Consider the following 22,694-nt stretch of genomic DNA (forward strand, 5'->3'; position numbering starts at 1 on the left):
AAATGTCCGCGCGTAGTGACTTGGTACCCCTTCAACCGGGCGACCGTGCGCCGAACTTGGTACTGGACGCGATTACCCAGGAAGGCAAGATCGCGCTTGACGACTTTCGCGGACAAAAACCGGTGCTGGTCGGCCTGTTTCGAGGTCTGCATTGTGCGTTTTGCCGGCGCTATATCGCCGCCCAGGCGCGGCTTGATCCGGAGCTGCGCGAAAAGGGCGTGGAGAGCCTGACGGTGGTCAACACGCCGATCGAACGGGCGCGTCTCTATTTCCGCTACCACCCGATGCCGAATCTGCTTGCGGCCTCCGACCCTGAACGCGCTTCACATCGTGCTTTTGGACTGCCCAATCTCGAATTCACCCAAAACGAGACGATCTGGCCGTACAAGGTCTCGATGGCAGCGGCAAAGGACATGCGGGTCGACATACCAGGCGAGTTGCCCGGTCCGATGGATCCTTTTGCGGCCACCGAAATTCTCAACAAGAAGGACAAGTACGAAGTGACCGAAGCCGACGAGCAGATGATGGCAACGGGACACGGACAATTGGTCGGTCAATTCCTGCTCGACCGGCAGGGGATCGTCCGCTGGAGCTTCACGGAAGTTCCAGAGGGTGGGCGATACATGTTTGGGGCGCCAAGCCCGCAGGAGCTGATGTCAGCCGTGACCCAAGTCGCCCAATAGACTTGCGAACGAGGTAAACGGGCGGGACACTGACAAGTTCACCGCTCTTCGAGTACGGCCTCGACGGTGGCAACAAAGTCATCGAGCGAGCGATCCCCGCGAATCTCGATGCGCGGAAGGTCGATGGGATCGCAATCGAGGTCCGCCGGCCCGTGTCTGCCGCCGAAGCCGATTCGATAGCCGCACTCCTTGGCCAGCCTGCCAAGCCGTCGGTCGGTGACAGAAAAGGGTGCCGCGAACGACGTGGTTGGCCGACCGGTCCACCGTTCGATGAACATATGAGAGCGCAGGAGCTCGGCGGCCAAGTCAGAGCTCGACAGACCATCGATCGCGCGATGCGTCGCCAGATGGCTTCCGAAGAACGCACCTTCGGCGGCGAGGCGTCGCACCGTTCCGGCGTCCATAAGCTGTGTCGGCGGACCGCTGTCGGCGTCCCACAGTGCACTTTCACCCACCAGGTCCGTCACCAGGAACACTTCCGCGGTCAGGTCGTTCGCGCGCAAGATCGGCCAGGCATGGTCGGCAAAGTTCTGGAAGCCGTCGTCGAAGGTGATGAGCACTGGGCGGCCAATGAAAGGTTGACGGTTGGCGATGAACCATTCCAGCTGCTCGGACCTAATCGCGTGAAAGCCGTTGGCGCGCAGCCATGCCATCTGGCTGTGGAATGCGGCGGGCGTGAGCCGAAAACGGGCGAGCGCGGCTGGACCTTCATCGGAGACGCTGTGATACATGAGGACAGGGATACGCTGCCGCCGCTCGCTACGCGCAACGTCGCGGCGCAAGGCCCGCGCCCCGCCCCAGACGATATTTCGCGCGACCCCGATTTCGATGGGTGCGCGGATTGGGACGTAATCGATTGTCGGTTCCGTCGCCACATCTCCAGGTGAGAGGCGGCGGAAGCGGTCAATGCGATAGAGATCGGTCTGGATCGATCGCTCGAGGACGAGGCCTTCGGTCGCTGCCAGCGTCTCTGAGATCAGCTGGGCCCCAAATGTGTTCCAGTCGAAGCCCGTCCTTTCAACATTGTCAGCTAGCACGAATGCGTGTGCGCTGATGAAACTGCCGCCGGGCGCCAACGCCTCGACGATTTTTTTGGCGAAGCGCCGCAAGTCGGCGAGATCATCCAGGTAGTAGAGCACTTCCGAACAGACGATTAGATCCATCTCACCCGGCAGCGTGTCCGCGCAGAAATCCAGTACGCCGAACTCAACATTCGGCTGATCGTTGCATCGCGCGCGCGCCCGCCCGATGGCTACGGCGGAGATGTCGGTTGCGGTCAAATGGCCCACGCGCGGCGCCAGCTGCCGCGTGAAGTGGCCCTCCGCACAGGCCAGCTCAAGCGCCCGTCCGATGGGACCGGCAGGCAGAATTTCGAGCTGCCGCTCATATTTTTCCTGTTCATAGGGCGAACCATAGTTCCAGGGATCCTCGGTCGCGAAACGGCGATTCCAGAACGACGTGCGATCATTGTCGTGCCCATCCGCGGCCGATGCACGGCGCGGCGCTGCAAGCGGCTCTGTAGCTTCGGCGCTCGACCGAACCAGCCCCCGCGCTTCCGCGGCCAACCGCGCGAGTTTGCCGAAGTGGCTGTCCCGATCAGACCGGCGTCCCACTATGGACAACAATGCCTCGGCTGCAAACATGTTTGACTTGTCAGCACCGGCGTCCTTTTGCGGTGCATGTACAGGCGATCGCCTCGCAAGCCGCGCGGCACTGTCTATAAGCCGCTCAGGGGGCACGAAATCCCGGGTCAATTCAATCCAATGGCGCTTTGTCACTTTCCCGAGTACACCGAACTGCACGAGAGCCTCGATCTGGCCATCCATCATCAGATAGGCATAAATCTGATCGATTCCTTTCGGAAGTTCGGTCGAGGCCGGATTTCGAGCGTCGACGCGAATTCCAAGTGTCCGCGCCAGCCTGCGCGGCGCGGCAAGATCGTCGACGTCGAGAAGCATTTGCTCAAGGTGATACTGGACGCGGCGACCCGCGACGGGATTGTCCCAGACCTTGCCGAGTTCGATGGTCAACTCGGTGAGGGAGCCGCCGAACCTGTCCCACCTGGCAGCCAATTGCGCTGGCACCGATAGGCTTCCTACCATAAGGCCATCGAAGGCCGCCTTGGCGATCTCACGCGCCCACTTACGTCCTGCCGGGAGCGCGCGCAGGGACTGCGGGTTGGTCGAGCGTGAGCCGCAGCCGCAATCGGACGCGGCGTTCCACAACGCGAACCACGCGAGTGCTTCGGAAGCGGTGCGGCCGTTCGCCTCGATCGCTCCATTGGCGTGAGCCGATGCTGGCTGTTTGACCCTGGGATCAGGAGAAAAGCCGCGGGCGATCACTATTTCCGCATCTACCAGCATCTGCGTCGAATTGCGGCTGAGCGAGTTGGGGCTGGTCCGATAGAAAGCGAGCGGCTCGTCGACCATCACCCAACGTTTGCCGAGACGTGCGAGGCGCTGCCACAGATCCCAGTCCTCGCAGGTGCGCAGCGACACATCGAAACCGCCCAACTCGACAATTGTCTCCCGGTCGACGAGCAGCGCGTGAGTGCGGATGGCGCACCGGCGGGCGAATGTTTGGAAGGGCTGGATCGCAACCTCCGTCGGGATGCTCGACGGGGTGAGTTCGCCATCGGGCATCACGCGCCGGGAACCGCAATAGGCGGCGACCGCATCGGGCGCGGCTTCAAGTGCGGCCAGCATTTTCGCAAGGAAGCTGGCGTCCACCCAATCGTCCGCATCCAGGAACATGAGCCAGCGTCCGCGCGCTGTCGAAATCCCGCTATTGCGCGCGCCGGCGGCGCTATACGCGCAAGAGCTCAACATCCGAAACCGGGCATCGTGCTCCACATAACCGGCGACAATCGCGGCGGTGGCGTCCGTGGAGGCGTCGTCGACGACGATCACCTCCCAGTCCATTATTTCCTGATCGAGAAGGCAATCGAGTGCGCGCGCCAGCGTTACCTCCGCGTTGTGCGCAGGAACCACGATTGAAACCAAGGGATTATGCGCCACGCCGTCTTACCCGCGCCTGGTTCGAAGGTAGAACAAGAGTCCCGATACATAGCCGGCGATCTCCTGCCAAAGGAAACGATCCTCAGGGACGCTGCGTCCAAGCAGTCTTCTGCGAACTCTTCCGAGCCGCCGCGACGCCGCCATTTGGCTGCAGAGCGAGCTTGCTCCTGTCGTGCTACCGATGTTGGAAGCCTGGCGCAGCATTCGCATCCGTGCCGCCGAGCTTGGGCGCCAGCTGTCGCAGATGCCCGTCAAAGCCAAGCATGCCGCATACTCATGTCGATCCCCGGAGTCGGCGCCATGACCACAAGCTGCGGTCCCTGGCACCGTATGAGTGCAACAGCTACGGCAAACTGATGTCTTTTGCAATCGGGGGCGCAATAAATGCAAGCCCGCTGAAGCTTTGGTGTGAATGACTGCAGTTATTGGGACTATTGCTCCCCTCCTATCGACCGAAACGCCTTGATTCGGAGGTGCATTCTCGAACAGCCATTCTCCGTGCCAAAGAAGGCCTTCCTTCTACCGTTGGGCACGCATCGGAAGCTGATCGTCGCAGTATACAGCCGGGTGCGAAACAGTATGTGCACCGCCAGACCAGCTAATTTAGACACTTCTAATGAATCTGCGCTACTTAATTGCGCTCCAGTAGCTATAGCCTGACATTGTATTACTCATTTCGATAGTAGATTGCGTCCAATGGTCGATTAGATTAGCCGGTTATGGCTGCTATCACAAAGAGATGCCAGAGCGACACCAATCGGAACTCGTGCATTTGCTGCTAGTCCAAGAGATGTAAAAGGGACGCACGATTTGGTTTAAGTCAAGAAGATTCCGGCTTGCGAGCCGGGTATTTTGCTGACATGCTTGGGTGTTTTTGAGTTTTGCACTGTGGCAGGTGCTCAAATGAAGGGGCATAAGGATGGCTAAGGAATCTTCGAATACCGCTTCTTCAGCAAGTAAAGCGGACGGAAATCTGACAAGTAATGCAGAGGGAAACGGGCTGGCCTTGATGGGGGTCCAGGCTCGCGAGGGCGGGGTCTCCGGCGACGCTGTAGGTGTCGACAAGATACGTGATCTGCTGTTCGGCAACCAGATGCAGGACTATGACCGCCGTTTTTCCAAGCTTGAAGAACGGTTCTTGCAGCGCTTCAAGGATGTCGAATCCGAAGCCAAGCGCAATCTTGAAATGTACGAGTCAAATGCAAAGAAGCAGGTCGAATCGCTCGCGGCGCAATTGCGGAACGAAAAAGATGCACGAGCCGAGGCCGACAAGGAGATTGACCGGAATCTTCGCGAGCAAAATCAGGCGCTTGAAAAGCAGGTGCGCGCGTTGTCGGATCAATTGAGCGAGCTTGAGCGCGAAGTCGCGGACCGGATAAATCGAAGCGATCAATTGCTGCGTGAGGAAATCAAGCAAAAGAATGAAAGCATGCAGATGCTAATGGAAAAAATGTTTTCCGATCTCAGCAACGTAAAGACCGACCGAAATCTTTTGGCTGGCCTGTTTGTCGAGGTTGCAAAATGTCTAAATCAGGATCCCGCCGGCAGCAAGAGCAACTCGGAACGTAGTTGGAAAGTGAGTTGATCGGAACTTGACGTCGACCGTCGACCCAATCAGCCTTCCTCAAAGAGCAGCTTCGAACGATACAGAGATTGATCGCGAGGCTCTGGCTACTCTTTTGGTCGAAATTGCCCGGAACGTCGATCCGGACTATCGTGCGCGTTTCCACGGAGTTCCAACCGCCGATCCTCGCATGGAAACGCTGCGCCAGTTGCTGGTCGGCCGCGAAATTTCGGAGCTTTCACGCGTTACGCACCTGCTCGACGAACCTGAGCAGCTTGCGGCTGCAGTTGGGGGTGTTCTCCCCAGTGCAGCCGCACGTGCGCCTCATGCGCAACTCGGCGAGGCCCTTGCGCCAGCTGTCGAGAGGGCCGTGCAACGGTCCATCCAGAAGAGCCCGCGTACGCTTACGGATATATTATACCCGGTGTTTCTGCCGGCAATTCGCAAGTCGATCGGGGAAAAGATCGATCAGACCTTTCAGTCGCTGAATGAAACTTTAAGACATATATTTACCTGGCATGGGCTCAAGTGGAGATTTGAAGCTTGGAGAACGGGTGCAAGCTTCTCAGAAGTTGTTCTTAAGCATTCTCTTGTATATCGTGTAGAACATGTCTTTCTCATTAACCGCAATTCCGGGCTTTTGATAGCGCATGTAGCTGCCGATAATGCAACGAGTGAAGATCCTCAACTCATTTCGTCGATGCTTAGTGCAATTCAAGATTTTGTGAAAGACTCATTTAACGAGAAAGAACAGAGCGGCCTGGACACTATCCGTTTTGGGGAGCTTCGTCTCTGGTCGGAAGTTGGACCGTTTGCGACCTTGGTTGCGGTGATCCGGGGAAATCCGCCAGAGGAATTACATGAAATAGTTCGCGATGTGTTGCTTCGCATCCATGATGAATGCTCACAGGCTTTAGAGCAGTTTGACGGCGACAGTTCGCAGTTGGCCGGCGTAGAGACGCAGTTGCAGACCTGCGTTGAACTGAAGCAGGAGGAATCAAACCAGGGATTTCCGTGGCTGGTGGTGGCTGCAGTCCTGCTGGTTTTAATTCCGGCAGGCGGTTGGTTCTTTCTTTCCTGGCAATCCGGGCAGCGCTGGCAGGCCTATGTGTCGCGACTGGGGACCCAGCCGGGCATCATCGTTGCCGAACAAAAGATGGGCGATGGCCAATTCTATATTGCCGGCCTGAGAGACCCGCTTGCCGCCGACCCGCAGTCGCTGTTGTCCGGAACGGAGATTGATCCTGCCCGCGTTCATTCGCAGTGGCAATTCTATCAGAGCCTTGATCCGAAGTTCGTGCTGAAGCGGCTAACGGCGTCGCTGACCCCGCCGAAATCGGTTCGGCTTTCGATCGTCGAGGATCGCATCGTTGCCGAGGGTGAGGCTCCCGACACCTGGATAGATCGGGCACGCGCGGCGGCCCGACAGCTTTCGGCAGGCGGACCGGTATTCGACATCTCCAAGGTTCGTGATGTGAGCCCCGAAGCACGCGCGGCGGAGCACTGGCAGACTTATGTGTCGCGACTTGAGGCCCAACCGGGAATCATCGTCGCCCAACAAACGGCGAGGGGCGGACATTTCTATATTGCCGGCCTGAGAGACCCGCTTGCCGCCGACCCGCAGGCTCTGCTGTCCGGAACAGGGGTTGATCCTGCTCGCGTTCATTCGCAGTGGCAATTCTATCAGAGCCTTGAGCCGGAGTTCGTGTTGAAGCGGCTAACGGCGTCGCTGGTTCCGCCGAAATCGGTTCGGCTTTTGATCGTCGAGGATCGCATCGTTGCCGAGGGTGAGGCTCCCGACACCTGGATAGATCGGGCACGCGCAGCGGCCCGACAACTTTCGGCAGGCGGACCGGTATTCGACATCTCCAGGGTCCGTGATGTGAGCCCCGAAGCACGCGAGGCGGAGCGCTGGCAGGCCTATGTGTCGCGACTGGAGACCCAGCCGGGCATCATCGTTGCCGAACAAAAGGTGCGCGATGGCCAATTCTATATTGCCGGCCTGAGAGACCCGCTTGCCGCCGACCCGCAGTCGCTGTTGTCCGGAACGGAGATTGATCCTGCCCGCGTTCATTCGCAGTGGCAATTCTATCAGAGCCTTGATCCGAAGTTCGTGCTGAAGCGGCTAACGGCGTCGCTGACCCCGCCGAAATCGGTTCGGCTTTCGATCGTCGAGGATCGCATCGTTGCCGAGGGTGAGGCTCCCGACACCTGGATAGATCGGGCACGCGCGGCGGCCCGACAGCTTTCGGCAGGCGGACCGGTATTCGACATCTCCAAGGTTCGTGATGTGAGCCCCGAAGCACGCGCGGCGGAGCACTGGCAGACTTATGTGTCGCGACTTGAGGCCCAACCGGGAATCATCGTCGCCCAACAAACGGCGAGGGGCGGACATTTCTATATTGCCGGCCTGAGAGACCCGCTTGCCGCCGACCCGCAGGCTCTGCTGTCCGGAACAGGGGTTGATCCTGCTCGCGTTCATTCGCAGTGGCAATTCTATCAGAGCCTTGATCCGAAGTTCGTGCTGAAGCGGCTGGTGGCGTCGCTGACTCCGCCGAAATCGGTTCGGTTTATGATCATCGAGGATCGCATCGTTGTCGTGGGTGAAGCTCCTGCCGCCTGGATAAACCGGGCGCGGGTCGCCTCTCAACAGCTGTCCGCGGACGGACTCTCTCTAGAAATCTCCGAGCTGCGTGAGTTGACCCCTCAGGAACTCACTCATTTGAGGGAGGCTATTCAAGCGGTCGACATTTTCTTCGATTCTGGCAAGGCTATACCTGGACCAGAACAACTGCCGGTTCTCGACAAATTGGCAAATCAGTTGAAGGAATTGGCCAAGGACGCCCGCAAGGCAGGCGTAACAGCACAGTTCATGTTGACCGGCCATTCGGACGCGACGGGCCGTGAAACGGCCAACGTGTCGATCAGCGCCGCCCGCGCGGAGACAGTTCGTGCGCTTCTCAAGAAGCGCGGCGTCGATCCGGAATTGCTCTTGGTTCGCGGCGCGGGCACCTTTGAGCCAGCGGAGACTGAAAATAGCCGAACCGGGAGCTCCGCCAATCGCAGAGTTTCGGTTACGGTAAACTTCCACTAGGCGGAGCCCAGGATATTGCAAAAGAAGATCTGCATGTTGGGCGGGTTCGCTGTCGGAAAGACGAGTCTGGTTCGCAGGTTTGTGCAAAGCATCTTTTCAGAAACCTACTTGACCACGGTGGGAGTGAAAATCGACAAGAAGAGTGTCGCATTCCCGGACAAAACCGTGGATCTCATTTTGTGGGATTTGGCCGGCGAAGACGATATCGGCTCATTCCGCGTCAGCTATGTGCGAGGTGCGAGCGGGCTCGTGCTTGTCGTCGATGGAACCCGCGCCGCTACTCTTGCCGTGGCGCTCACGCTGCGCGAGAGGGCCGAGGCCGAATTCGGCGCTATGCCGTTTGTATTGCTGTTCAACAAATCCGATCTGGCCGATCGGTGGGCAATATCGGATAGGGAGATTAACGAACTGAGGCAACTTGGATGGCAAATCTATCTAACAAGCGCGCTTTCGGGTGAATATGTTGATGACGCGTTTCGTCAGCTTGCTTCGATGGTTGCCAAATAGACCATGCATGAGTTGCCAAGAGAAGTCAGAAGCTGGATTTACGATTTCTTCTACAACGAGCACTCTGTCGCATATCTGAAAATTGACGCCCAGCTTTGCATCGCTGAGAAGGGCGGTAGTGTTAAACATTACGGCCTATCATCGCTTTGCATTGGCAAGCCCGTAGCCGAGCAGCTTGAATTCATGGAAGGTTTGCTGCCTTGCCCGGAGCTTCCATATCATATGGCCATGGTCGAACTGCCCAACGGGCGTGTCGCGGACCTTCATCTTTTTGCTGACAATGCCAGCGTATGGCTGCTCTTTCTTGACGCCACTGCCGAACGCGACAATAGGCAGCGGCTTCAACAGAAGGCTTATGAAATGACACTCCTGCAAGAGAGGGAGCGTCAACTCAACGAAAAATTACAATTGACGAACGAGGCGTTGAGGCAGAGCCAAGAGGGATTGTCGCGTGAATACCAGCGCGCCGAAAGCCTACTCCTCAACATTCTTCCGGCGTCGATCGCGGAGCGGTTAAAAGCGGACGAACAAATTGCAGACAACCACGCTGAGGTGAGTGTGCTTTTTGCCGACATCGTCGGCTTTACGGAAAGAGCGCGGAGCGTCGGAGCCGAGACAACGCTCGCTATTTTAAATTACTTCTTCAAGGCGGCGGATCTGCTCTCGGAACGATACGGCTGCGAAAAGATCAAGACAATCGGCGATTGTGTGATGGTGGTCGCTGGCCTGCCCGCCGCGCGATCCGATCATGCAGAAGCCCTTGCGCACTATGCACTTGAACTGCGGAAGGCGGTTAAGCGCGAACGCTTCGCAGGAGAACCGATAAGACTCAGAATTGGAATTCACTCAGGACCAATCGTCGCGGGCGTCATAGGCAAAAGGCGGTTTGCCTATGACCTGTGGGGCGAGACCGTTAATCTCGCCGCACGTATCCAAACGTCAGCGGAGCCCGATGAAATCCGTATTTCGGATGCAACTCGCAAACTGCTTGGACCAAATTTTGCTTGCGATCCACTCGCGGAAACGGAATTGCGTGGTACAGGTCGTGTGCGAATGTGGCGGCTCCCGGCCTGATTTGCCGGTTGGCAGTGCCGATCCTGGAGCGCATCGCATCTCAAGCAACATCATGGTTTCGATTGTCCGCAGAGGTGCAGTCGACCACCGAGCGACCGCCAAAGGTCTGTCCTGGGTCACCGGAGGACTCTGTATAGACCGTCCTTAGCCGGAACGCGCGTCGGCACGGCCGCCTCGCCGGATTTGCAAGTCCGATGATCACGCACGTATATGTCGTAAAGCATCAATTTGTCTGCGCGCTGAGTGGTATCGAAGGATGGATCGGTGCTTCGATTGACGGACTCTACCGACCGCCTCGCGCGACATTTGCGATACGTTGTGCCTCTCGATTGCTGCTGCATGACTGGCGAGAATGCTCATTGCAACAAGCATAGCTGTCCGTCTCATGGGATGCTTCTCCTTTCCAGTCGATCTGGTCGTGGATTGTGTCGCTCAGTCGATCGGAGCTTGCCACTTGCGCGTGCTTCGCCGCCGCAATCGGACATGCAGGTACCCTGCCCGCCGGCGGTGGGAAGGCGTCCATTGCGTTGCGCCATCACGAGTCGTGCTGGACTGTCTGTCGGTGCACGACATGCCCGTGTTCCTCATTTGCTCGGTCGACCAGCGTGCAGACCAGAGACATGGGGAGAACGCGATGTTGAGGGCGCGCGTGCAGTCGACTGCATCAAGGCTGTGGGCGACTGAGACCGCGGTATAGGATTGATCCTGATCCTACGCGCTGCGTGTACTGCCAACAGGCGAGAGGCACAGCCGTTGCTCGCTGCTCAAAGCGGCGTCTTCCGACTTTCGCGGGATATCACCCATGCTCGCAACGGGTCTGCCATAGACTTTCGCATCGCCTGACCGGTGCTTCCGTCCGATGGTGGCGCAGGCCGAGGCGGCGCAACTTCCACCGTAGACGCCAGGTGGCGGTCCATGGAGGCTCATGCCAAATCCACGGGCGCCAGCGGCGGAGGTGGCCGATACGGCCGTGGTCAGCAGGAGACAAACATGACCCTGGACAACATTTCACACCCCTCGATCCAGCACTGCGCCGACAGCCTGAACGCCAAGCACAGCAACGGTAGACCGGCGCCCGAATTGGTTCCGTCGCGCTACGCGCTGCGGGTCGGCGACATCGACGTGCTGGTGGTCAGCGATGGAGTGCTGCCGATACCAGCCCCGGTTATGGCATACAACGTCGACCCGGCCGTCCGGGCGGCCTGGCTGGACGACATGTTCCTGCCGCCGGACGTGCTCGAGTGGCCGCTGAACGTGGTCGTCGTACGCAGCGGCGGCCAGACCATACTCGTGGACGCCGGGCTGGGGATGGACCCGGACTTGCACTTGCCGAGGGCCGGGCGGTTGGTCTCGCGACTGGAGGCCGCCGGCATCGATCTCGCATCCGTCACCGACGTGGTGCTGACCCATATGCACATGGACCATATCGGCGGGCTGCTCATCGACGGGGTGAAGGACCGGCTGCGTCCGGATCTGCGGATTCACGTGGCGGCCGCCGAGCTCAAGTTCTGGGAGTCGCCCGATTTCTCCCGCGCCTCCATGCCAACAGGGTTCCCGGATGCGCTTCGGCGGGCGGCCAAGCGGTTCGTGAACGAGTACCGCAGCCAGTTGCGGCCGTTTGAGACGGAGCACGAGGTGGCGCCGGGGGTGGTCGTCACGCTCACTGGCGGCCACACCCCCGGGCACAGCGTGGTCCGCCTGGCGTCCGGCGGCGACCGGCTGACCTTCGCCGGCGACGCCGTGTTCCAGGTCGGGTTCGACCAACCCGACTGGCACAACGGCTTCGAACACGACCCTGAGGAGGCGGCCCGCGTCCGCATCAATCTTCTGCGGGAGCTTGCGGCAACCCGCGAGCCGCTGGTGGCCACTCACCTGCCATTCCCGTCTATCTGCCATGTGGCGGTCGACGGCGATGTCTTTCGTTGCGTGCCGGTTGTCTGGGACTACTGACCCGCTTGTCGGGTCAGAGCCGTACCAGGTCGCCGTCGAGACTCATCGCGCCATGATCGTGTGTTCGTGCAATGTGTTGAGCGATCAGGATGTCCGCTCCGCCATCAAGGTGGAGCGGACGCGCTCGATCAGCCAGGTCTATGGCTGTCTCGGCTGTAGCGCCCAGTGCGGCCGTTGCGCGCGTACTATCCGCCGCATCATTGACGAGGCGCTCGCCAGCGCCCGTCCGGCATCGTGCGACGGCCGCGCGCAGTCTTCGTAATCCTGACTCGGCCGCGGGCTTCCTGGAAATACCGACCGCTTGCCGTGCTTCATGGCTTCATCGACCAACTTGTCGATGTCGGAGGCCGGCGGCGATGCCGCCGAGTGCCGGAAATGGCGTCGACAACCCGCTAATCTCGGGCGCTGAAAGGCACCACGCCCACACGGCACTCGTTTGGCCTCGGGCGATTGGTCGCGGCCAATGATGCACGTTCAATGTTCATGGGAAGAGGCGCAGTTGTTCACGACGAGCGGCCGCGCCGCGCTGGAGCCGGAGGCCGACCGGTCCGCCCCCACGCGCATGCGCGCTTTGCCAATCGTGAAGGCGCGACGGCACGGTTGCGCCTCTGCCGTGTGGCGCAGCCTTTCAGTCAGGAACCCATAGACCAACGTATCGGACGCACGCGTCCTCGGCATGATAGTTCGAACACTGGAAAGGCTGGCATGCTTGAGCGGCTGGCCAAGGAGCGCCGGCCGATATCGATACCGGCAATTTCAAAACCAGAGACACCACGATGAGCGGTGGACATTCCACCTATATTCCCAAGACCAGGATCGGACGCTGGTTCGACGCCCGCCTGCCGGTGCCGCGCCTGGTGCATGGTCAGTTCATCATCTATCCGGTCCCGCGCAACCTGAACTACGCCTATTCGTTCGGCGGCATCCTCTCGATGATGCTGGCAGCGCAGATCGTTACCGGCGTGGTGCTTGCCATGCACTACGCGGCCGACACGACGCTGGCCTTCAACTCCGTCGACAAGATCATGCGCGACGTGAATTCCGGCTGGCTCTTGCGCTACCTGCATTCAAACGGCGCGTCGTTCTTCTTCATCGCGGTCTACGTCCACATCTCCCGCGGCCTCTATTACGGCTCCTGCAAGGCTCCCCGCGAACTGCTGTGGGTTCTCGGCTGCACCAACCTTCTGTTGATGATGGCGACGGCGTTCATGGGTTACGTGCTGCCCTGGGGACAAATGTCGTTCTGGGGCGCGACCGTCATCACCGGCTTCTTCAGCGCTATCCCGCTGGTCGGCGACTGGGTGCAGCAATTGCTGCTCGGCGGCTTTGCGGTGGACAATCCGACTCTAAACCGCTTCTTTGCGCTGCATTACCTGCTACCGTTCATGCTGACGGGCGTCGTCATCCTGCACATCTGGGCGCTTCACGTCGTCGGCCAGACCAATCCGGCAGGCATCGACGTGAAGTCGGAAACCGACGTCGTGGACTTCACACCCCATACCACAATGAAAGACGTGCTCGGGGCCGTGGTGTTCCTGCTCGCCTTTGCGTACTTCGTCTTCTACGTGCCGAACTATCTCGGGCATCCAGACAACTACACCGCCGCCGACCCGCTGAAGACGCCGGCGCATATCGTGCCCGAGTGGTACTTCCTGCCCTTCTACGCGATCCTGCGCGTCGTCACCTTCAACATCGGGCCGATCGACTCGAAGCTCGGCGGCGTGCTCGCCATGTTCGGCGCCATCGCCGTGTTGTTCTTCGTGCCCTGGCTCGACACGTCGAAGGTGCGCTCGGCCGTCTACCGGCCCTGGTACAGGCGTTTTTTCTGGCTCTTTGTCTTGTCATCAACGCCCTCTTCCTTGGCTGGCTGGGGTCCAAGCCAGCGGAAGGCTGGTACATCCCCGCCATGCAGGTATCGACCCTCTACTACTTCGCGTTCTTTCTCGTCGTCATGCCGCTGCTGGGCGTGATCGAAACGCCGCGCTGGCTGCCGAACTCGGTAACCGAAGCGGTCCTGACGAAAGGCAAGGAATAACATCGAACGATCACCTGCCCGGTCGCCGTGCCCCGAGGCGAGGATTGTGTGAGGATTTTTGAGGATCCGGGTCCGGTCATGAGCTGGTGGAATGCTGCTCCCCCTCTCTACATGGTGCTGGTCGGTCTTGCCGGCATAGTCGTGTGGCACGTCATTCCGCGGCGGCTCTCCACAACCAGGCTGATTGTCCAGATCGCATTCTTCCTCGCTATGTCGGTCCTGCTTCTTGACGGAGCTGTGGTCCCCTACGAGCCGGCATGGGGCAAAGAGACAACCGCGGGAGCAATCCTCATCGGGACCGCCAAGTTGCTGTGGTGGGTTCACCTCGCCTGGGCGCTGATCGGGTTTGTCCGCATCTATCTCGTGTTCGAGCGAAAGCCGCGTGAGGCGCGCCTTCTGCAGGACCTCGTCGTCGGCGGCGTCTACGTTGGGATGCTGCTGTCGATCCTGGCCTTTGTCTTCGGTGCGCCGATCGGAACGCTGATCGCCACCTCGGGCGTCTTTGCCATCGTACTCGGACTGGCGCTCCAGAATACGCTGAGCGACGTCTTTTCGGGCATCGCGCTCAACCTCGGCCGACCTTATGTGCTTGGGGACTGGATCGTTCTCAGCGACGGAACCGAAGGGCGCGTTGTCGAGACCAACTGGCGATCGACCCACCTACTCACTTTGGCCCACAACGTGGTGGCGCTGCCGAACAGCTTCCTCGCGAAGCTCGGGCTGACCAATGTCAGCAGCCCTGAGGAGAGCCATGGGCTGTCCGTCACGATAAGATTGGCGCCGAACAAGATGCCGGCGATCGTCGCGGACGTCATGAACGCGGCCTTACAAAGCAGCAACACAATACTGAGGGAGCCCCCACCGGTGGTCGCTATCAAAGCTCTGGATGCGACGGCGATTGAGGTCGATCTGTTTTTTCGCGTCGCAAATGTTGGCCAGCGAATTCCGGCGAAGAACGAAATCTTCGATCTCGTCTACCGTCATTCCAAGTCCGCGGGTTTGCGGCTGGCGACGCCACCCTCCTCTGCGATTCTCATGAATGACTTGCCGAGCGAAGAGACGGGAAATCTCCCAGAAGTCACGCCGATCAAGCTTATTAATGCCATACCAGTATTCTCGGCGTTGACGGACAACGAAAAAGAAGCCCTCGCGGCAACGGTTGCGGTGCGCACCTATCGCAAAGGCGACATCATAGCACGACAGGGAGAGATGCTGCCGTCCCTCATGATTGTTCGGACGGGCATCATTGTCCGAGAGCACGGCGAAGGTGACGCCCATGCGCAGGAGATCGGCCACCTCGCTCCCGGCGACTTTTTCGGAGAGACGGGTCTGCTCGCGGGCATCGGCGAGACCTCGACCTTGCGCGCAATGAACCACGTCGTGGCCTACGAGATTGACCAGCAAAGCTTCGCGCCCCTGCTGCTCGACCGGCCCGAAATGGCCGAAGACCTTGCGGCCGTCCTCTCAGCCAGGGTGTCTCTCGGCGGTAGCAACGGCGCCGGACAAGAGCACACGGATTCGAAATTCGCGCTGCTCAAAGCCATGCAGACGATCTTTCACCCAGTACCGTTCCGGCGCGGTTTAAGCGCCGGCAGACCGGTCGCACATGAAGGGAGGTAGCCATGAGCATCCGACAATCCGGCGCCACAGATATCGTTTTGCCGGTGTCCAGTGAACCGGTGAGCGGTTTCAAGGTACGGCGCGTATTGCCCTCCAACCAGATGGGGCCAGCCGTGTTCGATACCGGCCGGGCTTCGACATGGGACCGCATCCTCATATCGGCTTGGCGGCCGTGACCTACCTGATCGATGGGGAGATCGTCCACCGGACAGTCTCGGCAAGGTACAAACCCTCCGACCTGGCGAGGTCAGCTGGGTGACGGCCGGTTCGGGGATCGTCCATTCCGAGCGGACGCCGCCGGAGGCTCGAGCGTCCGGAAGCAATTTTTCGGCATTCAGGCCTGGGTTGCCCTTCCTTGCAGGCATGAGGAAGCCGCCGCCGATTTTGCCCATTATAGTGAGCCGGAGATACCGAGGACGTGTGCCAGGCGTCGAATTCACCTTGATCGCCGGAGCCTCGGACGGTTTGGTCTCGCCGGTAAGAACCTTCTCCGACATGGTGTTCGCCGAAATCGTGCTGACTAGCGGCGCGCGATACCAGGTCAAGCGCGAACATCATGAGCGGGCGGTCTGTGTCGTCCCCGGCGAGGTCGAGATCGTCGGCCGGCCGGGCTCGTTCCGTGAAGCCGAATTGATATTGCTGGAACCCGGCGCCGAAATCGTGCTCAAGGCGCCGGCCTTTCATTCAACACGACTGATGCTGTTGGGAGGCCTTACCCCGGCGATGCGTTCGATCGATGCCGGGAACCTACCCGTGCGCCGACCACCGGCTACAGCTGCCACTCCCCCGGGTGCATCGTCCTAGACTTTCGGATCGCCTGACCGAGCCGTCCGTCGAATATTTTCGCGCGCCAAGTGGGCGCATTCTTCTCGGTATCGGACGACCCGCCGCACAGGAGAAGACACGTGCACAAGATCATCAGAGCTCTGGCCCTTGTTTACGCATGTTGCGTGTCGGACAGCGCAACGACGCAGGCCGCGGACTATCAGGCAAAACCGACGATCGTGCTGGTGCACGGGGCCTTTGCTGAATCGTCGAGCTGGAACGGCGTCATCGCCGAGCTCAACAGGGACGGTTTCCGGACCATCGCGGCGGCCAACCCACTTCGCGGCGTTGCAAGCGATGCGGCCGCCGTATCGGCCGTCATCGGATCCATCGGCGGACCGGTCGTCCTGGTAGGCCATTCTTACGGCGGGCCGGTCATCACCGAGGCAGCCAACGGGAAGAACAATGTGAAAGCGCTGGTCTATGTGGCCGGATTCGCCCCGGACAAAGGCGAGTCCAGTCTCACGCTTTCGGGGAAGTTCCCAGGCAGCACGCTTGGCGAGGCGCTCCTGCCGGTGGCGCGGCCGGATGGAGGACAGGACCTCTACATCCAGCCGGAAAAGTTTCACGTGCAGTTCGCGGCCGATGTGCCGGCAGCGCAGGCCAGCCTGATGGCGGCGACACAACGCCCGGTGGCTGACGCCGCCCTGGCAGAACCCTCCGGCGCGCCTTCTTGGAAGACAATTCCATCCTACGCGATCTACGGCTCGGCGGATCGGAATATCCCGCCGGCGGTCATGAAGTTCATGGCCGAGCGCGCGCATTCGGTGAAGACCATCGTCGTCGAGGGCGGGTCGCACGCGCTGATGGTCTCGCGTCCAGAAGCGATCGCCTTGCTCATAGAGGAAGCCGCATCGGCGCAGTGACGAAACCGGCCGCCTCGCGCCGGCTGCATTCGACAAGTGCAAGCCTCCAGGAGACATCGACATGAAAATCGTGGTCATTGGCGGCACTCGGTACATCCGGTTAGCGACCGTCGAGAGGTTGCGTCAACAGGGGCACGACGTCGTGGCGGCGTCGCCGCAACGTCGTGCCCTCACAACAGCGGCACCTCATGATCCCGGCCACGCTGGCAGACCTCTTCGGGAATTCCTCGAGAACACCGCCTCCGTCCTGCGCCACCAATGGCACGGCCGACAGCTTTGGCTTCGGCTACTACGGCAGCGCCTCGGAGGTCCTGAGTTGGGGCCAAGCGAGGGACGGCTGCGAAGACAGTGTCGCTTGAGCCAAGCCCTTGCGCTGGCGGTCGAGCGAGTCGCGGACGCGCGTCGCTCTCATCGAGGAATTCAGGGCCGGCACGGTTAGAGCCGCCGGCGTTGTTCCAAGTAGATCTTTTCGAAGTCAGAACAGGAGAATGAAATGAAAATCGTAATCATCGGTGGCACCGGACTTATCGGCTCCAAGACCGTCGCAAGGCTGAGCGTGAAGGGCCACGACGTGTTGGCGGCGTCGCCAAGTGGCGGCGTCAACACCTTCACCGGTGAAGGATTGGATAAGGCTCTTGCCGGGGCGGAGGTTGTCATCGACCTCGCCAATTCGCCGTCGTTCGAGGACAAGGCCGTTCTCGAGTTCTTCGAAACAGCCGGAAAGAACCTGCTCGCGGCGGAGAAGGCCGCCGGCGTGAAGCATCACATTGCGCTCTCGGTAGTCGGGGCGGAGCGCCTGCCCCGGAGCGGCTACCTGCGCGCTAAGATGGCTCAGGAGAAGCTGATCAGGGAGTCGGGAATTCCCTACACGATCGTTCACTCGACCCAGTTCTTCGAGTTCCTTGGCGGCATTGTGCAGTCGGCAACCGTCGGCGACACGGTCTCGGTATCGTCGGCCTACTTCCAGCCCATCGCCGCAGACGATGTTGCAGAGGTGATGGCTGACATGGCGCTCTCCCAGCCGATTAACGGCGTGATGGAGATCGGCGGCCCCGAGCCCTTCCGCATGAACGAACTGGTCTTGCGTTTTCTGCAGCTCGCCAACGATCCCAGGAAGGTGATCGGTGATCCTCATGCGCTCTATTTCGGGACCGAGCTAGACGACCGCTCGCTTGTCCCGGGCGCGGGCGCCCGCATCGGTTCGACGCCGTTCGAAGACTGGTTCGACCACGCCCCGTCTCGGCGAAGCGGTGTTGCGGCGTAACGGCGGCATCTGAAGACAACCCGCAAGGGAAACGACGATGGACCACAAGCTGCCCATTGCGCCTCAGGCAAGTCGCCGAGCCCTCCTCCTCGGCGCAGCGGCCGCCGGCATTGCAACCGGCCTGCCCAAATACGCGCTCGGGCAAGGGACAGCCGGCCAGGAGTCGCACTCACCCATTCCTCAGGAAGGATCGAAAGATATGAGCACTATCACCACCAAGGATGGCACCGAGATCTACTACAAGGACTGGGGTCCGAAGGATGCTCAACCGATCGTCTTCCACCACGGCTGGCCGCTCAGCGCCGACGACTGGGACACGCAGATGCTTTTCTTCGTCGGGCATGGATATCGCACCATAGCCCATGACCGGCGCGGGCACGGCCGTTCCGCGCAGGTGAGCGACGGTCACGATATGGATCACTATGCTGCCGACGCGGCGGCGGTGGTCGAGCATCTCGGCCTGAGGGACGCAATCCACATCGGCCACTCGACCGGCGGCGGCGAAGCCGCTCATTATGTCGCCCGCCACGGCAACGGGCGCACCGCGAAGCTCGTCCTCATCGGCGCGGTGCCGCCAATCATGGTGAAGACGCCGGCCAATCCTGGCGGCCTTCCGATCGAAGTGTTCGACGGGCTGCGCAAGTCGCTCGCCGACAACCGCGCGCAGTTCTACATCGATTTCCCGTCGGGCCCCTTCTACAGCTTCAATCGGCCGGGCGCGAAAGCGATCCCGGGCATCATCCAGAACTGGTGGCGGCAGGGCATGATGGGCAGCGCCAAGGCGCACTACGACGGCATCAAGGCCTTTTCGGAAACCGATTTCACCGACGACCTCAAGATCATCCACGTGCCGACACTCGTCATGCACGGCACGGACGATCAGATCGTGCCCATTGCCGATTCCGCGCCGTTATCGGCAAAGCTTCTGAAGAACGGCACGCTCAAGATCTATGAGGGCTTTCCGCACGGGATGTGTACCACGCATGCCGATGTGGTGAACGCCGACTTGCTCACCTTCATCAGGTCCTAGGCTCACGCCGTGCCCTCAGGCGAGAGCCTTGTCGCCGGCCGTCCTCGCCTCCGGCCGGCGACCACCCAACCATCCCCAACCGTAACTGGAGCCAAGACAATGATCAGGACCATTCTTTGCAGCGCAGCTCTCGCCCTCATCGCGACAGGAGCGCTGGCCGAAGATTCGGCCACCGACAAGGCCGCGGAGATCGGCAAGAACGTGAAGCTCGTCTACGACCAGCCGCTTCCGAACGTGCCCGGCAAGAGCATGAGAGGCGTGCTCGTTGAATATGAACCAGGCGACACTTCGCCAGCGCATCTCCATCCCAAGTCCGCCTTTATCTACGCGACGGTCCTCGAAGGGGCGATCAAGAGCCAAGTCAATGATGGCCCTGAAGTCACCTATCGTGCAGGCGAAAGCTGGTCCGAGTTTCCCGGCGACCGCCACAGCGTCAGTGCCAACGCCAGTGCGACCGAACCCGCCCGGCTGCTGGCCGTGTTCGTCGTCGATACCAACGAGACGGAGCTGGTGATCCCTCTCGACGAATGAAACGAGCGCTTGCTTCGGCGCCGGCTTTTTTCGAAGCACACCGGCGCCGATCGGGGAAGCTCAGGAGATATGAACGATGTTCGTTGAGAGGCTGCACGCATTGACGTCCTCCCGCCTGGCAGTTGTCAGTCGCGATGCAACTGTCCAGGACGCGGCCTTGCCGCTTTCCAGACCAGGCGTCGGGCTGGTCCTGGTGTGCAACGCGACCGGAAGCCTGGAAGGCGTCATAAGCAAATCCGATCTCATCCGCCATCTCAGCAGCCCGAACCACGCGTCTCCGCCGGCATCGGCGTTGATGAGCAAGTCCGTCATCACATGCGGTCCGAAGGATGATGTTCGTGACGTTTGGCAGACCATGGCCGCCCGGAGCCTGCAGAATGTTCCAGTCGTCAATGACGGCGCCAAGCCTCTTGGCATCCTGGATATCCGCGACGCGATGAAGGCGCTGTTCGCGGAAGAAGAGCTCCAGGAGCGGATCCTGTCCAACTACATCACCGGCGTTGGCTATCGCTAGCCGGCCGCCGCCCAACAAACCGATCAAGATCATTATCATGAAACTGTACTATAGCCCACTTGCCTGCAGCCTCGCGGACCACATCGCCCTGCTTGAAGCGGGCGCGACATTCGAGCGTGAGAGCGTGGATCTCAAGACGAAGCGGACAGCTTCCGGGGCCGACTTCAACGACGTCACGCCAAAGGGTTATGTCCCGGCCCTGGTGCTCGACGACGGCGAGGTTCTCACCGAGAACATCGCCATTCTCGACTGGCTCGCCACGAAATATCCGACGCTTGGAGTTTCGGGAGAGCTGGGACGCACACGGCTTCTCGAAGCGCTGGCCTTCATCTCAACTGAGGTGCATCGCGCCTTCAAACCGATGTGGCACACAGGAAACGATATCCAGAAGGCGCAAGCCAGGGTGACCATTTCCAGGCTGCTCGACAATCTGGCGGAAAGCCGAGCTGGCGACTTCCTGTTCGGCGCAACACCCAGCGTCGCCGACTTCTATCTGTTCGTAATGCTCCTATGGGCTGAACGGTTCGACGTGCGCACTCCCGAAGCGTTCGTCGCATTGCGCCGACGGATGGTGAGCCGCCCCGCGGTGCAAGCCGCCTTGCGCGAAGAGGGGCTCCTCAAACTGGTCGAAACAGACGTTTCGTACGCATAGGGAACAGAACGATGATGTTCAGCGCCAAGGTCGCCATCGTAACCGGCGGAAGCTCGGGCATAGGTCGGGCAGTGGCGCTCGCTCTCGCAAGACAAGGCGCAAAAGTCCTGATCACAGCGCGCCGCCCGAAGAGCCTGAAGGAGACGGCCGCCCTGCACAAGGACATCACAGGCATCGTCGCCGATGTCGCGGTCCCCGGCGATGCGCCTGATACGATCGCGAAGGCAATCGATAGCTGGGGCCGGCTGGACATCCTTGTCAACAATGCGGGCGCCGGGGCGCTTCTGCCGCTGCGTGACGCAACCGCCGAACGCATCAACAGCATCCTTGCGGTGAACGTGGTCGGTCCAAGCCTGCTTGCGGCCGCAGCGCTCCCGCATCTCGAAGCCACAAAGGGTTCTATTGTCAACATATCCAGCACGTTCGGTCACAAGCCGGGCGCTGACCTCTCGCACTATGCGGCCAGCAAGGCGGCGCTGGAGCACCTGACGCGCTGCTGGGCGCTGGAACTCGCGCCGCAGGGCATAAGGGTCAACGCCGTCGCGGCCGGCCCGACTGAATCGGGTGCGCTCACCGGCATGATGGGCCTCTCTCCGGAACATGCTGCGGTGATCGAGGTGGCAGAGCGCGAGCGGATTCCGCTCAAGCGACGCGGCACTCCGGATGACGTTGCCCGATGGATCGTGCAGCTCGCGAATCCGGCTTCGGATTGGGTGACCGGACAGGTCATTACCGTCGATGGAGGCCTAGCGCTCACCTGAAGCGAACGGCTTCCCCAATCGCAAGGAACTCTGCCCATGCACGGAATTTTCAGTCGAATGCTCGCAGGGGTCCTCGTCCCCGATACGGCGCTCGTGCGCCAAGCTCTCGATCACGCGCGCAACAGTTGCGAGCGGTATCTGTTCAACCATGTGGTTCGTTCGTGGCTCTTTGCCGTGCGGATCGGACAGATCCGAAATATCAGTCACGATCCAGAAGTGGTCGCAGTGGGCACCCTGCTGCACGACATCACGCTCAACGAGCGCTTCAACGGACCCCGCCGCTTCGAGGTCGAGGGAGCCGATCTGGCAAGAACCTTTGCGCGGCAGGGCGGAGTCGACGAGCGCCGGGCTCAGTTGATCTGGGACAGCGTCGCGCTCAATTCGACGCCGTCGATCGGGCTCTACAAGGAGGCGGAGGTTGCTCTTTGCACGGCCGGCATTTGCCTGGACGTGGTCGGCCTTCAGTATGACACTATTCCGCCCAGCGAGATCGCGCCGATCCTCAAGGAATTTCCCCGGCTGGACATGAAGCGGCGCATGACACGATGCTTCTGCCATATCGCGGAGAATGTGCCGGAGACGACCTACGACAACTTTATACGCGACTTCGGCGACCGTTACGTATTCGGCTATAGGGATAGGGCTCCATCCTCAGACGATCTGGTGGCAAACGCGCCGTTCGACGAGTGAAAACCGGCGGCCGAGCG

Annotated in this window: 19 protein-coding genes and 4 pseudogenes; 22 read left to right on the forward strand and 1 reads right to left on the reverse strand. The window is 60.5% G+C overall.

Translation table 11 applies throughout. The annotated features are described in order from the left end of the window. Positions 1-2: 2 nt before the first annotated feature. Positions 3-683, forward strand: a complete 681-nt coding sequence (locus tag AC0L3I_RS22805; RefSeq protein ID WP_473528301.1) for a redoxin domain-containing protein — start codon at positions 3-5, stop codon at positions 681-683. Between the two features lie 38 nt (positions 684-721). On the opposite strand, the gene AC0L3I_RS22810 is transcribed toward AC0L3I_RS22805, so the two are convergent. After that, positions 722-3,700, reverse strand: a complete 2,979-nt coding sequence (locus AC0L3I_RS22810) for a trifunctional glycosyltransferase/class I SAM-dependent methyltransferase/polysaccharide deacetylase (protein ID WP_473528302.1) — start codon at positions 3,698-3,700, stop codon at positions 722-724. A 160-nt stretch (positions 3,701-3,860) separates the two neighbouring features. Between AC0L3I_RS22810 and AC0L3I_RS22815 the strand changes: the two are divergent. The 21 genes and pseudogenes from AC0L3I_RS22815 to AC0L3I_RS22915 all read left to right on the forward strand — a co-directional run. Beyond that, positions 3,861-4,012 (forward strand): annotated as a pseudogene (locus AC0L3I_RS22815) (IS110 family transposase); the annotation flags it as partial. A gap of 607 nt (positions 4,013-4,619) precedes the next feature. Next, on the forward strand, positions 4,620-5,285 hold the full coding sequence (locus AC0L3I_RS22820; protein ID WP_473528303.1) for a hypothetical protein: 666 nt from the start codon (positions 4,620-4,622) through the stop codon (positions 5,283-5,285). 7 nt (positions 5,286-5,292) lie between these two features. Continuing rightward, positions 5,293-8,358, forward strand: coding sequence for an OmpA family protein (locus AC0L3I_RS22825; protein ID WP_473528304.1), 3,066 nt, complete (start codon positions 5,293-5,295; stop codon positions 8,356-8,358). A 15-nt stretch (positions 8,359-8,373) separates the two neighbouring features. After that, entirely contained in the window at positions 8,374-8,865 is a 492-nt protein-coding gene (locus AC0L3I_RS22830; protein WP_473485751.1) for a Rab family GTPase, read from the forward strand. Positions 8,866-8,868: 3 nt separating this feature from the next. Then, positions 8,869-9,939 carry an adenylate/guanylate cyclase domain-containing protein gene (locus tag AC0L3I_RS22835; RefSeq protein WP_473485750.1) on the forward strand — a complete coding sequence of 357 codons (1,071 nt, stop codon included), beginning with the start codon at positions 8,869-8,871 and terminating at the stop codon, positions 9,937-9,939. A 990-nt stretch (positions 9,940-10,929) separates the two neighbouring features. After that, entirely contained in the window at positions 10,930-11,889 is a 960-nt protein-coding gene (locus AC0L3I_RS22840; RefSeq protein WP_473528305.1) for an MBL fold metallo-hydrolase, read from the forward strand. A gap of 52 nt (positions 11,890-11,941) precedes the next feature. Beyond that, the gene (locus tag AC0L3I_RS22845) at positions 11,942-12,151 is read left to right on the forward strand and encodes a (2Fe-2S)-binding protein (protein WP_473485748.1); all 210 of its coding nucleotides are present in this window, start codon (positions 11,942-11,944) and stop codon (positions 12,149-12,151) included. A gap of 514 nt (positions 12,152-12,665) precedes the next feature. Continuing rightward, positions 12,666-13,924 (forward strand): annotated as a pseudogene (locus AC0L3I_RS22850) (cytochrome b). A gap of 78 nt (positions 13,925-14,002) precedes the next feature. Continuing rightward, positions 14,003-15,544 carry a mechanosensitive ion channel family protein gene (locus tag AC0L3I_RS22855; protein ID WP_473528306.1) on the forward strand — a complete coding sequence of 514 codons (1,542 nt, stop codon included), beginning with the start codon at positions 14,003-14,005 and terminating at the stop codon, positions 15,542-15,544. A 2-nt stretch (positions 15,545-15,546) separates the two neighbouring features. After that, positions 15,547-15,720 carry a hypothetical protein gene (locus AC0L3I_RS22860; protein WP_473485745.1) on the forward strand — a complete coding sequence of 58 codons (174 nt, stop codon included), beginning with the start codon at positions 15,547-15,549 and terminating at the stop codon, positions 15,718-15,720. Continuing rightward, positions 15,684-15,787, forward strand: a pseudogene (locus tag AC0L3I_RS22865) (pirin family protein); the annotation flags it as partial. The gene AC0L3I_RS22860 and the pseudogene AC0L3I_RS22865, both read left to right, overlap by 37 nt. Before the next feature lie 177 nt (positions 15,788-15,964). Beyond that, positions 15,965-16,348 (forward strand): pirin-like C-terminal cupin domain-containing protein, encoded by a 384-nt coding sequence (locus tag AC0L3I_RS22870; RefSeq protein WP_473485823.1) that lies wholly within the window; start codon positions 15,965-15,967, stop codon positions 16,346-16,348. A 101-nt stretch (positions 16,349-16,449) separates the two neighbouring features. After that, positions 16,450-17,235 carry an alpha/beta fold hydrolase gene (locus tag AC0L3I_RS22875; RefSeq protein ID WP_473485744.1) on the forward strand — a complete coding sequence of 262 codons (786 nt, stop codon included), beginning with the start codon at positions 16,450-16,452 and terminating at the stop codon, positions 17,233-17,235. Positions 17,236-17,296: 61 nt separating this feature from the next. After that, positions 17,297-17,392, forward strand: a pseudogene (locus tag AC0L3I_RS22880) (NmrA family transcriptional regulator); the annotation flags it as partial. A 336-nt stretch (positions 17,393-17,728) separates the two neighbouring features. Next, the gene (locus AC0L3I_RS22885) at positions 17,729-18,499 is read left to right on the forward strand and encodes an SDR family oxidoreductase (protein ID WP_473485743.1); all 771 of its coding nucleotides are present in this window, start codon (positions 17,729-17,731) and stop codon (positions 18,497-18,499) included. Between the two features lie 199 nt (positions 18,500-18,698). Continuing rightward, complete coding sequence (locus AC0L3I_RS22890; protein ID WP_456008405.1) at positions 18,699-19,529, forward strand: alpha/beta fold hydrolase; 831 nt, start codon at positions 18,699-18,701, stop codon at positions 19,527-19,529. Between the two features lie 99 nt (positions 19,530-19,628). Further along, positions 19,629-20,060 carry a cupin domain-containing protein gene (locus AC0L3I_RS22895; RefSeq protein WP_473485741.1) on the forward strand — a complete coding sequence of 144 codons (432 nt, stop codon included), beginning with the start codon at positions 19,629-19,631 and terminating at the stop codon, positions 20,058-20,060. A gap of 76 nt (positions 20,061-20,136) precedes the next feature. Continuing rightward, positions 20,137-20,574 carry a CBS domain-containing protein gene (locus AC0L3I_RS22900; RefSeq protein WP_473528307.1) on the forward strand — a complete coding sequence of 146 codons (438 nt, stop codon included), beginning with the start codon at positions 20,137-20,139 and terminating at the stop codon, positions 20,572-20,574. A gap of 37 nt (positions 20,575-20,611) precedes the next feature. Further along, positions 20,612-21,226 (forward strand): glutathione S-transferase N-terminal domain-containing protein, encoded by a 615-nt coding sequence (locus AC0L3I_RS22905; protein WP_473485739.1) that lies wholly within the window; start codon positions 20,612-20,614, stop codon positions 21,224-21,226. Between the two features lie 11 nt (positions 21,227-21,237). Beyond that, a complete protein-coding gene (locus AC0L3I_RS22910; protein WP_473485738.1) occupies positions 21,238-21,987 on the forward strand; it encodes an SDR family NAD(P)-dependent oxidoreductase in 750 nt (249 codons plus the stop codon). A 36-nt stretch (positions 21,988-22,023) separates the two neighbouring features. After that, on the forward strand, positions 22,024-22,677 hold the full coding sequence (locus tag AC0L3I_RS22915; RefSeq protein WP_473485737.1) for an HD domain-containing protein: 654 nt from the start codon (positions 22,024-22,026) through the stop codon (positions 22,675-22,677). Positions 22,678-22,694 lie beyond the last annotated feature (17 nt).

It is taken from the genome of Mesorhizobium sp. WSM4840 (assembly GCF_055811755.1).